The 14,039-nt window shown below is 76.3% G+C and carries 12 protein-coding genes and 1 pseudogene; 11 read left to right on the top strand and 2 right to left on the bottom strand.

From position 1 onward, the window contains the following. Window positions 1–157 precede the first annotated feature (157 nt). Complete coding sequence (locus ACWEO5_RS24920; RefSeq protein ID WP_452164497.1) at window positions 158–1,039, top strand: oxidoreductase; 882 nt, start codon at window positions 158–160, stop codon at window positions 1,037–1,039. 476 nt (window positions 1,040–1,515) lie between these two features. Here the strand turns inward: ACWEO5_RS24920 and ACWEO5_RS24915 are convergent, their stop codons facing one another. After that, a complete protein-coding gene (locus tag ACWEO5_RS24915) occupies window positions 1,516–2,319 on the bottom strand; it encodes an HAD family hydrolase (protein WP_452164516.1) in 804 nt (267 codons plus the stop codon). Between the two features lie 639 nt (window positions 2,320–2,958). Here ACWEO5_RS24915 and ssd point away from each other — a divergent pair. The 7 genes and pseudogenes from ssd to ACWEO5_RS24880 all read left to right on the top strand — a co-directional run. Then, window positions 2,959–4,059, top strand: coding sequence for a septum site-determining protein Ssd (gene ssd, locus ACWEO5_RS24910; protein ID WP_344558514.1), 1,101 nt, complete (start codon window positions 2,959–2,961; stop codon window positions 4,057–4,059). 390 nt (window positions 4,060–4,449) lie between these two features. Beyond that, complete coding sequence (locus tag ACWEO5_RS24905; RefSeq protein WP_452164515.1) at window positions 4,450–5,748, top strand: TadA family conjugal transfer-associated ATPase; 1,299 nt, start codon at window positions 4,450–4,452, stop codon at window positions 5,746–5,748. A gap of 94 nt (window positions 5,749–5,842) precedes the next feature. Then, window positions 5,843–6,907 carry a type II secretion system F family protein gene (locus tag ACWEO5_RS24900; RefSeq protein ID WP_452164496.1) on the top strand — a complete coding sequence of 355 codons (1,065 nt, stop codon included), beginning with the start codon at window positions 5,843–5,845 and terminating at the stop codon, window positions 6,905–6,907. 362 nt (window positions 6,908–7,269) lie between these two features. Further along, entirely contained in the window at window positions 7,270–8,070 is an 801-nt protein-coding gene (locus ACWEO5_RS24895) for a type II secretion system F family protein (protein WP_452164495.1), read from the top strand. Between the two features lie 144 nt (window positions 8,071–8,214). Then, the gene (locus ACWEO5_RS24890; RefSeq protein WP_452164494.1) at window positions 8,215–8,475 is read left to right on the top strand and encodes a DUF4244 domain-containing protein; all 261 of its coding nucleotides are present in this window, start codon (window positions 8,215–8,217) and stop codon (window positions 8,473–8,475) included. Window positions 8,476–8,497: 22 nt separating this feature from the next. Next, entirely contained in the window at window positions 8,498–8,836 is a 339-nt protein-coding gene (locus ACWEO5_RS24885) for a TadE family type IV pilus minor pilin (RefSeq protein ID WP_452164493.1), read from the top strand. Between the two features lie 24 nt (window positions 8,837–8,860). Further along, window positions 8,861–9,223: pseudogene (locus tag ACWEO5_RS24880) on the top strand (Rv3654c family TadE-like protein); the annotation flags it as partial. Between the two features lie 114 nt (window positions 9,224–9,337). On the opposite strand, the gene ACWEO5_RS24875 reads toward ACWEO5_RS24880, so the two are convergent. Next, the gene (locus ACWEO5_RS24875) at window positions 9,338–11,698 is read right to left on the bottom strand and encodes a DEAD/DEAH box helicase (RefSeq protein WP_452164492.1); all 2,361 of its coding nucleotides are present in this window, start codon (window positions 11,696–11,698) and stop codon (window positions 9,338–9,340) included. A gap of 222 nt (window positions 11,699–11,920) precedes the next feature. On the opposite strand from ACWEO5_RS24875, the gene bldG reads away from it, so the two are divergent. The 3 genes from bldG (at window position 11,921) to ACWEO5_RS24860 (ending at window position 13,898) form a co-directional block, all read left to right on the top strand. Next, entirely contained in the window at window positions 11,921–12,262 is a 342-nt protein-coding gene (bldG, locus tag ACWEO5_RS24870; protein ID WP_014136695.1) for an anti-sigma factor antagonist BldG, read from the top strand. A gap of 157 nt (window positions 12,263–12,419) precedes the next feature. Then, complete coding sequence (locus ACWEO5_RS24865; protein ID WP_452164491.1) at window positions 12,420–12,836, top strand: ATP-binding protein; 417 nt, start codon at window positions 12,420–12,422, stop codon at window positions 12,834–12,836. A 354-nt stretch (window positions 12,837–13,190) separates the two neighbouring features. Then, window positions 13,191–13,898: a small secreted protein gene (locus ACWEO5_RS24860; protein WP_452164490.1), complete on the top strand. Its 708-nt coding sequence runs from the start codon at window positions 13,191–13,193 to the stop codon at window positions 13,896–13,898. Window positions 13,899–14,039 lie beyond the last annotated feature (141 nt).

Here is a 14,039-nt window from a genome sequence, read left to right as displayed (position 1 = left end):
CGGGCCGGACGCTTGTTGGAAACCGTTATCGTCACCGATTAGTGGCCATGCTAGCGGTGGTTTGGGGTGCCGCACATGAGGGAATGGCGGATTGCCACGAAAGGGTGACCCGGGGGTTGCCTCCCGGTCGCCCCGCGGAGTCATTACTCTCGGGTAGGTGACCACAGGAACTGACCCGCTCGCCCCGCTGGCCCGGCTCGCCGGGGTCCCCGAGGCCGTCGCCGAGGTGCGCAAGAACGTCGACCGCCTCTACGGGCACCGCGTGATGCGGCGCCGGGCGGCCGAGGTGACCTCCGAGTCCGCCCTGCGCGGCGCCCGTGCCTCGGCCGCCCTGGACGGTGCCGACTGGCCGCTGGAGGAGGTCCGCCGCCGCACCGACTTCGGCGCCGACCCCGGGGCCCGCACGGTCGGCGCCGCCCTGCGGCTGTCCGCCGAGGCCGGCCAACTGCTCGGCGTCTGGCGCACCTCCCCGCTCCAGGTGCTGGCCCGGCTGCACCTGCTCGCGGCCGGCGACGGCGACCCCGCGGCCGGCCGGCCGCGCCGGGACGGGGAGAGCGCCGCGCCGCTGTTCCCGCTGGAGATCGAGGCCACCGAGGGCGAGGCGCCGGACGGCCCGGTCGGCGAACTCCCGCCGCCGCCCCCGCCCGCCGAGGCCGCCGCCCGCCTCGACCAGCTCGCCGGGCTGCTGGCCGCCCGCGCCGAACGCCCCACCGGCGGCGCGCCCGCCCTGGTGACGGCCGCCGTGGTGCACGGCGAACTGCTCGCGCTGCGCCCGTTCGGCACCCACAACGGCCTGGTCGCCCGGGCTGCCCAGCGGATCGTGCTGACCGCGGAGGGCCTCGACCCGAAGGCGATCTGCCCCGCCGAGGTCGGCCTCGCCGAACTCGGCACCGCCGCCTACCGGCACGCCCTGCTCGGCTACCTGGAGGGCACCCCCGAGGGCGTCGCCCGCTGGCTGGTGCACTGCGCCGCCGCGCTCGGCCTGGGCGTGCGCGAGAGCACCGCGGTGTGCGAGGCGATGCAGCGCGGCATGGTCTGAGGCCGGGCCCCGGACGACCGCGTCCGGAACGCGGTTGCGGCGACGCCCGAGACTTCCGGGCGTCGCCGCTGGCACGGAGACCGGGTTACCAGTGCATGCACCGTTTCAATGCCCATCAGGCGGGGTCCTGTGCCCGTTCACCTGGTGCGGCGGCCCGACAGCGGGTCGGCTGCATGTGGGTGCTCGATTGTCCGTGCGTCGGTCCGTGGGGCCTTAACTGCGTTGTCGGTTCGACCTCTTGGGGTCCTGACCGGGTCTCGCGGGCCGTAACCCATTTCTACCCCAGATCGCCCGAAAGAGGAACCCGAAAGCGGAGCTTTTGACGGCTTGCGTCGAGTTTTGTCCGATTTGGCGAACCCGCCGGGCGCCGGGCGGTGTCCGGCCGACGCCGTGCGGGTGTCCGCCGCGGCCCGTCCGGTCCGGTCCGTTCCGACCGTGCCGGTCCGGTTCCGACGGTGCCGGACCGGGCAGCCCGCTCAGGCCGCCGCCGGGCGCCGCCGCCGCGCGCCGTACCAGAGCACCCCGGCCGTCAGCACCGCCGCGCCGACCGCCACCGCGGCCACCACCGAGCGGCTCGGTGCGTGGAACTCCGGCAGCCTGCGGGTCAGTTCGACCGGGCGGCTGAACACCAGCACCGGCCACTCGCGGGCCGTCGCCTCCTTGCGCAGCGCCCGGTCCGGGTTCACCGCGGCCGGGTGGCCGACCGCCTCCAGCATCGGCAGGTCGGTCGACGAGTCGCTGTACGCGTAGCAGTTGGCGAGGTCGTAGCCCTCCCGCTCGGCGAGTTCGCGGATCGCCGCGGCCTTGTTCTCGGCGTACGCGTAGTACTCGATCTCGCCGGTGTAGCGGCCCTCCTCGACGTGCAGCCGGGTGGCGATCACGTGGTCCGCGCCCAGCAGTTGGCCGATCGGCTCGACCACCTCGGAGCCCGAGCTGCTGACGATCACCACGTCGCGTCCGGCCGCGTGGTGCTGCTCGATCAGCGAGGCGGCCTCGTCGTAGATGATCGGGTCGATCATGCCGTGCAGGGTCTCCGCGACGATCTCCCGGACCTGCTGTACGTTCCAGCCGCGGGTCAGCGCGGACAGGTAGGCCCGCATCTTCTCCATCTGGTCGTGGTCCGCGCCGCCGACCAGGAAGACGAACTGGGCGTACGCGCTCTTCACCACCGAGCGGCGGTTGATCAGGCCGCCCTGGTAGAACGGCCGGCTGAACGCGAGCGCGCTGGACTTGGCGATGATCGTCTTGTCGAGGTCGAAGAAGGCGGCGGTGCGGGGCACGCCGTAGCCGGTCCGGTCCGGGCGGTGGTCGGTGAAGTCGGCGTTCTCGTCGGCGTTCTCGGTGGTGTCCACGGGAACCGAGGATAGAGGGGCGACCAAAAGGGAGGGCCATTCGGTGGACCCGTGGGCGTGCGGGTTTGTGTTTCTGGCCGGTCGGGTACACCATGGAAGTCACGGATCGTTCGCGCGACCGTGCTAACCCGGTCCGGCTCCTCCCCCCCGAGCCGGGCCGTGGATAGACGACCCCCGCTCTCCCCCCCGGCGGGGGTCGTCGCATGTCCGGACCCATTTCCCTTGGTAGTTGAGCCTCTAGGGAGTGGTGGTGCCAGTGGTTGCGGGGGGTGCTCCAGCGGTTCGCTGACCGTTGTCGAGGTTCCTTCGCACCCCAAGTTTTTGTCACTCTGCGTAGTTGTGCGAGTGTCATATCGGTATACCCGATGCGTCAATTCCGAGCCCCTTTAGCCCCCGTCCGAGTGACCCCGGTTATCCACAGGGGCGAGTTATCCACAGGCAATCGGAAGTCGGCTGACGCATTCCGCGCCTTCCTTCACCGTGGTGTTCGCGCCGCTCCGCGGAGCCCCGTCCGGGTTCCGCGTCCGACGCGCCGTCAGACCGTCCCCGCACCACGGGAGGACCGCCTTGTCCGCCTACGTCACCGACCCGCGCGCCGGCGCCCCCGAGCCCCCGCCCGGGCCGCTGGTCCTCACCGCCGACGAAGCGCTCGCCGAGCAGCTCACCCGCCTGTGCGCCGCCGCCGGGGCCGAACCACGTCTGCTCGGCGGGGCCCCGCCGCCCGCCCGGCTGTGGGAGGCCGCCCCGCTGGTGCTGGTCGGCGACGACCTCGCCGAGCAGTGCGCCGGCCTGCCCCGCCGCCCCGGCGTGCTGCTGCTCGGCCTCGACCTCGACGACGGTGAGATCTGGGTCCGCGCCGTCCGGCTCGGCGCCGAGCACGTGCTCTTCCTGCCGGACGCGCAGTCCTGGCTGCTCGACCGGATCGCGGACGCCACCGAGGGCGTCGGCCCGCCCGCGCTCACCGTCGCCGTGCTCGGCGGGCGCGGCGGCGCCGGCGCCTCCACGCTGGCCTGCGCCCTGGCGGTCCGCGCCGCCCGGGCCGGGCACCGCACCATGCTGATCGACGGCGACCCGCTCGGCGGCGGACTCGACGTCCTGCTCGGCGCCGAACAGGACGGCGGGCTGCGCTGGCCGGACCTGGCGGCCTCCCGGGGCCGGATCAGCGGCGCCGAGCTGGCCCGGGCCCTGCCCGAACCGCACCGGCTCAGCGCCCTGTCCTGGGACAGGTCCGACACCCTGGCCATCCCCGCCGAGGCGATGCGCAGCGTCCTGGCGGCCGCCCGCAGACGCGGCGGGCTGGTCGTCCTCGACCTGCCCAGACAGCTCGACGCGGCCGCCGCCCAGGCCCTCGAACAGACCGACACCGGGCTGCTCGTGGTGCCCGCCGAACTGCGCGCCCTGGCGGCCGCCGACCGGGTCGCCGCGGCCGTCCGGATGCGGCTCACCGACCTGCGGGCCGTCGTCCGCACCCCCGGCCCGTCCGGGCTCACCGCCGCCGACGCGGCCCGCGGGCTGCGGCTGCGGCTCGCCGGGGAGCTGGCCCCCGAGCCCGGCCTCGCCCTGGACGCCGAACGCGGCGTCCCGCCCGGCCTGCGGGAGCACGGGCCGCTCGCCCGGTTCTGCGGGCGGTTCCTGACCGAAGCGATGCCGCCCGTCGTGGCGGCCTGAGGAGAGACCGTGACCAACCACCCGCACACCGCCGCCGCCCGCCCCGCCGACGTCGTGGACGTCGCGGACCTCGTGGACGTCCACGACGGGGAGGGCCGGGCCGGGGACGTCCGGGCCGGGGAGGGCCACCAGGACGGTCGGCGGGCCGTCCGGCGGCCGATCACCCGCACCCACCGCCGGATCGCCGTACCGCGCCCCCGCAGCCTCTCCAGCGCCCCCTCGGGGCCCGCGGAGGCCGCCCTCCCGGTCGGGGACGGCCCGCCCGCCCCCGACCGCCGACAGGCCCCTCCGGTGCGCTACCTGGTGCACCGTAGGCCGCCCGTCGCCCCGGCGGGCGACGGGCCGCCGACCGGTCGCGCCGCCGGGCCGCTCCCGGACGGGGCCGCCGAACTGGTGGACGCCGTCCGGATCCGGCTCGCCGAGGCGGGTGCGCCGCCCACCGCCGGGCCGGTCGCCGCCGCCCTGCGCGCCTCCGGTCCACCGCTCGGCGGGGCCGACGTGCTGACCGCCGTGCGCAGCCTGCGCGCCGAGATCGTCGGCGCCGGCCCGCTCGACCCCCTGCTGGCCGAGAGCGGGGTCACCGACGTCCTGGTCAACGGCCCCGACCGGATCTGGGTCGACCGCGGCCGCGGCCTGGAGCGCGCCACCCAGGTGCGCTTCCCGAACGCCGACGCCGTCCGACGGCTCGCCCACCGGTTGGCCACCGCCGCCGGCCGCCGCCTGGACGACGCCCGCCCCTGGGTGGACGCCCGGCTGCCCGACGGCACCCGGCTGCACGCCGTCCTCCCGCCGATCGCCGCCGACTGCACCCACATCTCGCTGCGGACCAGCCGCAGCGATCCCTTCACCCTCCCCGAACTGGTCGCCGCCGGGGCCCTGCCCCCGTCCGGGGCCGACCTGCTGGCCGCCGTCCTGCGGTCCCGGCTCTCCCTGCTGATCTCCGGCGGCACCGGCACCGGCAAGACCACCCTGCTCGCCGCCCTGCTCGGCCTCGTCCCCGGCAACGAACGCATCGTCCTCGCCGAGGACTCCGCCGAACTGCGCCCCGACCACCCGCACGTGGTCCGGCTGCAGTCCCGCCCGCCCAACCAGGAGTCGCTGGGCGAGCTGACCCTGCGCGACCTGGTCCGGCAGGCGCTGCGGATGCGGCCCGACCGGCTGGTGGTCGGTGAGGTCCGCGGCGCCGAGGTGGTCGACCTGCTGGCGGCCCTGAACACCGGCCACGAGGGCGGCTGCGGCACCGTGCACGCCAACACCGCGGCCGACGTGCCCGCCCGGCTGGAGGCCCTCGGCTCGCTCGCCGGGCTCGACCGGCAGTCCCTGCACAGCCAGCTGCGGGCCGGCCTGGACGCGGTCGTCCACCTCGGCCGGGACCGCACCGACGGCCGCCGCCGGGTCACCGGGCTCCACCTGCTGACCTGCGGGCCCGACGGCCTGACCGCCACCGCCGCCGCCGTCCACTTCGAGCGCGACGGCCGGGCCCGCCCCGGCCCCGGCTGGGCCCGGCTGCGGGAGCTGTGCGCCGAACGCGGCGTCGACCTGCCACCGCACCCGGACGCCACGGGACCGGACCGGGCGGCTGCCGGGTGCGGCGGGCCGGTGGCGGAGCCGGAGCCGGAGCCGGTGGTGGCGGCGGTGGGAACGGGCGGGGGAGCGGCCGCCGTGCGGACCGCGGGGGAGGCGACGTGACGGTGGAGCAGCTGGAGTTCGCCTGGGTGCTCGGGCTGTGCGTGATCGGGGCGGTGGCGTGGCACCTGCTGCGCTCCGCGGTCAGGAGGCCGTGATGGCGGGGGCGCACGGGATGCTCGGGGCGTACGGCGCGGACTGCGCGGCGACCTCGCTCGGGGTGCTCGCCGGGCTGGCCGGCGGACTGCTCGGTGCGGCCTGGTTGTTCGCGGCGCGTCGCCGGGCACGCGGCGGCGGCCGGGTGCGGCGGGTGCTGGGCGGGCGGCGGGGCGACGGCGGTCCGGGCAGCCGGTTCGGCCGGGCGCGGGCGCTGTGGCGGCGCCGGTGCCCGCGCTGGCTGGTGCCCGAGCTGCTGCTGCTCCCGCTCGGCGCGGCGGCCGGGCACGGCACCTCCTCGGTGCTCCCGCTGGCCGGGGCGGCCTGTGCGGTGGTGCCGCTCCGGCGCTGGCGAGCGGGGCGGCGCGCGGCCCGGGCGGAGCGGCGGCGGGCCGCGGCGGTGATCGACCTGTGCACCGGTCTGGCGGCCGAACTGCGCAGCGGCGCCACCCCCGAACAGGCCATGCACGCCGTCCTCGCCCGGGCCGCCCCCGAGTGGGGCCGTCGACTCGGGGCCGAACCCGCGGCCCGGCTGGCGGCGGGGCGCTACGGGGCGGACCTGCCGGCGGCGCTCCGCCTGGTGGCCGAACTGCCGGGCGGGGAGGGCGCGGCGGCCATGGCGGCCTGCTGGCGGGTCAGCACCGAGAGCGGCACCGGCCTGGCGGCCGGACTGGAGCAGGTCGCGGACGCCCTGCGGGCCGAACGGGCCCTCGTCGAGGAGATCGCGGGCGAGCTCGCGGGCCCGCGCACCACCGTGGTGGTGCTCGCGGCACTGCCCGCCGTCGGCCTCGGCCTGGGGTCGGCGCTCGGGGCCCACCCCGTCCAGGTCCTGCTGCACACCTCCGTGGGGCTGCTCGGTCTGCTGGCCGGGGCGGCCCTGGAGACGGTCGGCGTCGTCTGGACGGCCCGGATCGTCCGGGCCGCGGAGGACGCCCCGACCCGCCCCCGACCGACCGGGCCCGCGGTCGCCCGCTGCGGGATCTCCCGGACGCGCCGTGACCTCCGGGCCGGTACCCCGGCGCAGTTGACGGCGGGTCGGGCGGGTCGGGCGGGCCGGTGGGGCTGAGTGCTTCCGGTGCGCGATGTTCGCCGCCGGTTCGGTGCCGCTCGGCGTCGGACCTTGCGGCGGCGCTACGAGCTCCGGGCTGGTGAAGCACCGCAGTGGACGGGGGGTGGGCGGACCGGTGGGGGTTTCGGTGCACGGGGTCCGGTCTCGGTCCGGTGCCGTTCACCGCGGGGGCCCGGCGCGCTGCGACCTCCGGGCCGGTGGCCCGGCCCAGTTGCCGGCCGCTCGGGCGGGACGCGTCCTTCCGGGCTCAGGAACCGGTTTCCGGACCGGCGTGGCCCGCCACCGCGGTCGACGGTGGGTCGGGTGGGTTGGCGGGGCGGACGGGTTTCGGGGCCGGTGTCGACGATCGAGGAGGCGAGGTGGAAGCGGTGGTGGTCCTGTTCCCGGCGGTGGTCGCCGGGTTGGCCGGGGAGGCGCTGGCGGTGGCGCGGCGGCGGGTGGTGCGTCGGCGGGTGGAGCGGTGCGTCCCGGCGACGGTGCGGGTGGCCGCGGTGCGGGGCGGGTGGCACGGTCGGGTGACGGGGGCCGTGCGGCGGTGGCTCGGGCGGGCGGCGGGAGACCGGCCGCTGGCGGTGCTGCTGGGGGCGGCGGTCTGGGTGCTGGTCGGGGGCCGGGCGGGTCCGGTGGTCGGCCTGCTGACCGGCTGGGCGGCCTGGTGGCTGCTGCCCCGGGTGCGTTCGCCGGACGAGCGCCGGCGGGCGGCGGAACACGACTGGCTGGTGCGTCAGCTCCCGTTGACCGCCGAGCTGTTGGCGGCCTGCCTCGGCTCCAGCGGCTCCCCGGCCGGTGCGGCGGCCGCCGTCGCGGACAGCGTGCCCTCGCCGATGCGGGACCGCCTCTCCCAGGTCGCCGCCCAACTCGCCCTCGGCGCCGGGCCGGAACGCTGCTGGGAGCAACTGGCCGCCGACTGCCCGCCGCTGGCCCCGCTCGCCCGCTGCCTGGCCCGGACCAGCCTCAGCGGCACCCCGCCGGCCGCCGCGCTGGCGGGTCTGGCCCAGTCCCAGCGGGCGGCGGCCGTCCGGGCCGGGCACGCACGGGTCCGCCGGGCGGGCGTGCTGGCGACCGCGCCGCTCGGGCTCTGCTTCCTGCCCGCGTTCGTGCTGATCGGAGTGGTGCCGGTGGTCACGGGGCTGACCACCGCTTTCTCCCGGCACCTGTGAGGCGCAGCCGCCCCCGCTCCGTCCGGGGCGCCCGTTCGAACGGGCGCGATGGGGGCGTTCACGACCGGTTGCGTCCGAGACCGTCCGGATCCGTCCGATCCGTTCGGATCCGCTCAAGTCCGTTTCCGACGAAGGGATCCCCTCATGACGAACACGACGAAGTCCGTGCGGGCCGCTCGCCCGGCCACCGTGCTGCGGGCCGTCCGCAGGCTCGGCGGCTGGCTCCGGTACCGCTGCCGGAAGGCGGCGTCCGGGCCGCCGGACGCCGGGATGAGCACGGCCGAGTACGCGATCGGCACGGTCGCGGCCTGCGCCTTCGCCGCCGTGCTCTACAAGGTGGTGACCAGCAGCACGGTCTCCGGAGCGCTGTCGGAGGTCCTCGACCGGGCCCTGCATGCGGTCTGACCGGAGGACGGCGGACAGCGGGATGGTCACGGCCGAGACCGCGGTCGGCCTGCCCGCCCTGGTGCTGCTGGTGGCGGTGTTGATCTGGGGCGTGGTGGCGGCGGGCGCCCAGATCCGCTGCGTGGACGCGGCCCGGGTCGGGGCCCGGGCCGCCGCCCGGGGCGATGCCGACGCGCTGGCCCAGACCGTCGCGGCGGCCCCGCGCGGTGCCAAGGTCGCCATCGACCTGGGCCCCACCACCGCCCGGGCCACCGTGGAGGCACCCTGCCCGGGCCCGGGCCGGCTGGCCGCGCTGCTGTCCGTCCGGCTCACGGCCACGGCGGTGGGGGCCCGGGAGGACGTGCCGGTCGACGGCGGATGAGGACCGACGGGAGGAGGTGGAGCCGTGCGCACGAAGCGGACGCGCTGGCCGCGATGGCCGCGACGGCCAAGGGAGACGCGGGGGAGCGGGACGCGGCCGGGGACGGTGGGCGACCGCGGCTCGGCGACGGTGTGGCTGGTGGCCCTGGGATCGCTCGGGGTGGTGGTGTTCTCGGCCTGCCTGACGCTGGGGTCGGCGGTGGCCGCCCGTCACCGCGCCGAATCGGCGGCCGACCTGGCGGCGCTGGCCGCGGCCGGCCGGTTGCTGCTCGACGAGGACGGCGGCTGCGGGCGGGCCGCGGAGCTGACGAGGGCCCAGGAGGGGGTCGAACTGGTCTCCTGCCGGCCGCTCCCGGGGCAGGACGCGGTGGAGGTGGTGGTCCGGGCCCCGGTCCGGGGCGCCCCGGTGCCGCTGGCCCCGGCCCTGGCCCGCGCCCGGGCGGGCCCGCTGTGGGCCTGGGGCGAGGAGGGCGGTGCGGCCGCGCCCGCGGTGGGCGCCGGGTCAGTCCGTCGGGGCCGGGGCCTCCCCGGTGGTGGGCGCGGTCCTGGCCGGGGCCCCGGCCAGGAGGACGGTGAGCAGGCGGATCGCGGCGGCCTTGTCGAGCGGCTCGTTGCCGTTGCCGCACTTCGGGGACTGGACGCAGGACGGGCAGCCGCGCTCGCACTCGCAGACGGCGATGGCGTCCCTGGTGGCGGTCAGCCACTCGACGGCGCGCCGGAAGCCGCGCTCGGCGAAGCCCGCGCCGCCGGAGTGGCCGTCGTACACGAAGACGGTGGGCAGCCCGGTGTCGGGGTGCAGCGGGACGGAGACGCCGCCGATGTCCCAGCGGTCGCAGGTGGCGAACAGCGGGAGGAGGCCGATGGAGGCGTGCTCGGCGGCGTGGGCCGCGCCCGGGAGCAGGTCGAACGGGACGAGCGCGTCGAGGAGTTGGTCCTCGGTGACGGTCCACCAGACGGCGCGGGTGCGCAGCGTGCGGGGCGGCAGGTCGAGCTTGCTCTCGCCGAGGACCTCACCGGTGGAGATCCGCTTGCGCAGGTAGCCGACGACCTGGTTGGTGACCTCCACCGAGCCGAAGCTGAGCCGGGCCTCGCCCCACTCCTCGGTGGTGTCGGTGGACAGGACCGCGATCGAGGTGACGTCCCGGGCGGAGGTGGTGTACGGCGGGTTTGCGGGGGAGACCAGGGCGACCGAGGACTCCAGGTCGAACTCGCGGACCAGGTAGGTGCGGCCCTGGTGCAGGTGGACGGCGCCGGTGTGCACGGTGGTGTGCGCGGCCTCGGCGTCCACGGTGCCCAGCAGCCGCCCGGTGTCGGCCTCGACGACCTGCACGGGGCTGCCACCGCTGCCGCGCAGGTCGACGCCGTCGGCCGCGCGTTCGCGGCGGGTCCAGTACCAGGAGCCGTCCGAGCGCCGCCGCAGCAGGCCGCGCCGTTCCAGCACCGGCAGCAGCGGTGCGCTGGACGGGCCGAACAGCTCCAGGTCGGCGTCGGTGAGCGGGAGTTCGGCCGCGGCGGCGCACAGGTGCGGGGCGAGCACGTGCGGGTTGTCCGGGTCGAGGACGGTGGCCTCCACCGGGGTGGCGAACAGCGCGTCGGGGTGGTGGACGAGGTAGGTGTCCAGCGGGTCGTCCCGGGCGATCAGCACCGCCAGCGCGCCCTGGCCCTCCCGGCCCGCGCGCCCGGCCTGCTGCCACAGCGAGGCCCGGGTGCCGGGGTAGCCGGCCAGCAGGACGGCGTCCAGGCCGGAGACGTCCACGCCGAGTTCGAGGGCGGAGGTGGAGGCGAGGCCGAGCAGTCGGCCGCTGTGCAGGTCGCGCTCCAGGGCGCGGCGCTCCTCGGCCAGGTAGCCGCCGCGGTAGGCGGCGACCCGGGCGGCGAGCGGCTGGCCGAGCTGCTCCTGGGCCTGCAGCGCGACCAGTTCGGCGGCCCGCCGGGAGCGGACGAAGGCCACCGTCCGGGTGCCGCCGTGCACCAGGTCGGTGAGCAGGTACCCGGCCTCGGCAGTGGCGCTGCGGCGGACGGGCGCGCCGTGCTCGCCGGTGTTCTCGGTCAGCGGCGGCTCCCAAAGCGCGAACACCATCGGGCCGCGCGGCGAGTGGTCCTCGGTCACCGCGGTGGCGGGCAGGCCGGTGAGCCGTTCGGCGGTGACGGCGGGTTCGGCGGTGGTCGCCGAGGCCAGCAGGAAGGTCGGCTCGGAGCCGTAGCGGGCGCACAGCCGCCGCAGCCGGCGGAGCACCTGGGCGACGTGCGACCCGAACACGCCGCGGTAGGTGTGGCACTCGTCGACCACCACGTACCGCAGCGACTTCAGGAAGGAGGACCAGCGCGGGTGGGCCGGGAGTATCCCGCGGTGCAGCATGTCCGGGTTGGTCAGCACGTAGGAGGCGTACTGGCGGACCCACTCGCGCTCCTGCGGCGGGGTGTCGCCGTCGTACAGCGCCACCCGGACGCGGTCGGGGACGAGTTCGGCGGCGCGCCGGCGCTGGTCGGCGGCCAGCGCCTTGGTCGGGGCCAGGTAGAGCGCGGTCGCGCCGCGGCCGTTGCGGGCCTCCGTGCCGGTCAGCAGGTCGCTCAGCAGCGGGGCCAGGTAGCCCAGCGACTTGCCCGAGGCGGTGCCGGTGGCGATCACCGTGGTCCGCCCGGCGGCGGCCAGGTCCATCGCCTCCGCCTGGTGCGCCCAGGGCAGCACCACGCCGAGCCCGGAAGCCGCGGCGACCACCTCCTGACGGATTCCTTCCGGCCAGGGTGCATACCGCGCCTCACGGGCGGGCAGGTGCTCCGTATGGGTGAGGCGGTCCGACCTGCCGCGCTCGGTGGAAAGGCTTGCGAGCAGGGCCTCGGGCTGGTGGTGACGGGGCGGCATGGAGACCCAGTGTGTCACCGGTGTGACGGAGAATCGCTGTTAACCATCGTGCGCCCGTGGTCACAGGTGGTTGAATGAAGCCCGTGACGGCCGCATGGCCGAGGGCCGCAACGCTGAGGCTCCGACCTGCCGGTTTGCCGCGCCCTGGCCCTGCGACCCTGCGGTGGCAGCCGCCGGGCTGAAGATCGCAATGACGTAGCAAGGCAAGGTGCTGGAGGTTCCGTGGACCTGTCCCTGTCGACCCGTACTGTCGGCGATCGCACGGTCGTCGAGGTTGGCGGCGAGATCGATGTGTACACCGCCCCCAAGTTGCGCGAGCAGCTTGTCGAGCTCGTCAACGACGGCAACTACCACTTGGTCGTGGACATGGAGGGCGTCGACTTCCTCGACTCCACCGGCCTCGGTGTGCTGGTCGGCGGCCTGAAGCGGGTGCGTGCGCACGAGGGCTCGCTGCGCCTGGTGTGCAACCAGGAGCGCATCCTCAAGATCTTCCGGATCACCGGTCTGACCAAGGTGTTCCCGATCCACAACTCCGTGGACGAGGCCGTCGCCGCCACCGACTGACGCCCGTCGTCGATCGGTCGTACCAACCGAATCACTTCGATCGACCGCCGCCGGTCGGCCGGGCACGTCGCCCTGCCCGGTCGGCGCGGTCGGTGTCCCTGCCTCCGCCGTGCGGGCCGGTGTGCCCGGCGGCGGGGAGCAACCCCGGAGGGGAGACATGGCAACCGTCGAACTTCGATTCAGCGCGCTTCCCGAGCACGTGCGCACCGCCCGGCTGGTGGCCGCTGCGGTGGCCAGACGAGCCGGGGTGGACGAGTCGGTGCTCGACGAGTTGCGCCTCGCCGTGGGCGAGGCGTGCTCCCGGGCGGTCGCGCTGCACCAGCGCAACGGCGTCGACGGTGCGGTCCGGGTGGCGCTGACCGAGCAGGAGAAGCGGTTCCTCATCGAGGTCGCCGACGAGGCCGGGCCGGCGCACGCCGCCGGTGCCGCTGCGGGCGGGGATCCGGAGGACGAGGACGCGCTCGGCCTCGCGGTGATCACCGGCCTGGTCGAGGACGTCGAGGTCGGCAACGGCTCCGACGGCGGCGTGATCCGGATGAGCTGGCCGGTCTCCCCGGTCTCCGTCGCGGTCTGAACCGGGTCCGGCCCGCTCCGGACCCGCCCTCCGCTCCGGCTCGTGCCGGGGCTTTCCCGGCGTTGTCGGCGTTGCCGGCGTTCCGGGTGTCGGGCCCTTCCGGGCCTCGCCGGGTCGCCCCCGGTCGTGCCATACGCTCCCGTCGCCGCGCGGCGTCCGTTCCGCACGGCCCCTTCCCGGGTGGTGCCCCGCTGTCCGTTCCCCGCCCGCCCTTTTCGGCTGCCCTTCCGTCCGTCCTCCCCTTGAGCTGCGCGGATACCGTGGGCCACGGCCTTCCGAACGGGGCGGCCCGGGCGGGCGTGTAGGTTCGCTGGCGATGCCCGGAGCCGGGTGTCAGTGACCGAAAGGGCCCCGGTGAAGAAGCGACTGGTGACCGTCTCCGCGCTCGGCGCGCTGCTCGCGCTCGCTGCGGTCGGCTGCTCCGCCGACGATTCGGCGGCGAAGCTCGACGGCTGGGCGAAGGGCGTCTGCGACGCCGCGAAGGACCCGATCGCGCAGTCCCGGGCGGCCCTCGCGGACACCGCGAACGTCAAGGACGGCGAGTCCCCCGTCGACCTGCAGAAGCGGCTCTCCACCGACTTCGCCTCGCTCGCCGCCACCAACCAGCAGTTGGCCGACGCGGTGCAGAAGGCCGGCGCACCGAAGATCGACGACGGGGCGAAGGTCCAGCAGGACGCCGTCAACGAGCTGAAGCAGGTGGCGCAGGGCTACCTGGACGCGCAGAAGAAGCTCGACGCGCTGGCCAGCAACGACCAGGCGAAGTTCGCGGACGGCCTGCGCAGCGTCGGCGACCAGGTGCAGCAGCTCTCCCAGGTGTCGACCTCCGCGCTGGCCACCCTGCAGAGCGGCGCCCTGGGCGACGCGATGAAGAAGCAGCCCGGCTGCAAGGCCGGCGGCACCGGGGCGGCCACCGGCTCCGCCGAGCCGTCCGCGGGCGCGACCGACGGGACCGGGACGGACGGTGCGACCGACGGCGCGTCCCCGGCCGCTTCCGGCAGCCCGTCGGGGGACGCCGCGCAGTCCGGCTCGCCCTCGGCCTCCCCCTCGCCCAGCGCGAGCTGAGCCGACCCGCCCCGAGCCGACCCGCCCCGAGCCGTTCTGGCGCGCGCTCCGGCACTCCGCCCGCGCCGGGAACCGCCCTGGCACCCGCCCGCCCCGCCGCCCGGGCACCCGGCCGGGCGGGCGGGGCGGGCGGGGCGGGCG

Source organism: Kitasatospora sp. NPDC004272 (assembly GCF_053603035.1).
This window is presented reverse-complemented; position numbering and strand designations above follow the sequence as displayed.

Coding starts and splice junctions, on each gene's coding strand:
- ACWEO5_RS24890 (WP_452164494.1), top strand. CDS start 8,215: ATGACGAACACGACGAAGTCCGTGCGGGCCGCTCGCCCGGCCACCGTG.
- ACWEO5_RS24865 (WP_452164491.1), top strand. CDS start 12,420: ATGGCAACCGTCGAACTTCGATTCAGCGCGCTTCCCGAGCACGTGCGC.
- ACWEO5_RS24875 (WP_452164492.1), bottom strand. CDS start 11,698: ATGCCGCCCCGTCACCACCAGCCCGAGGCCCTGCTCGCAAGCCTTTCC.
- ACWEO5_RS24900 (WP_452164496.1), top strand. CDS start 5,843: ATGGCGGGGGCGCACGGGATGCTCGGGGCGTACGGCGCGGACTGCGCG.
- ACWEO5_RS24885 (WP_452164493.1), top strand. CDS start 8,498: ATGGTCACGGCCGAGACCGCGGTCGGCCTGCCCGCCCTGGTGCTGCTG.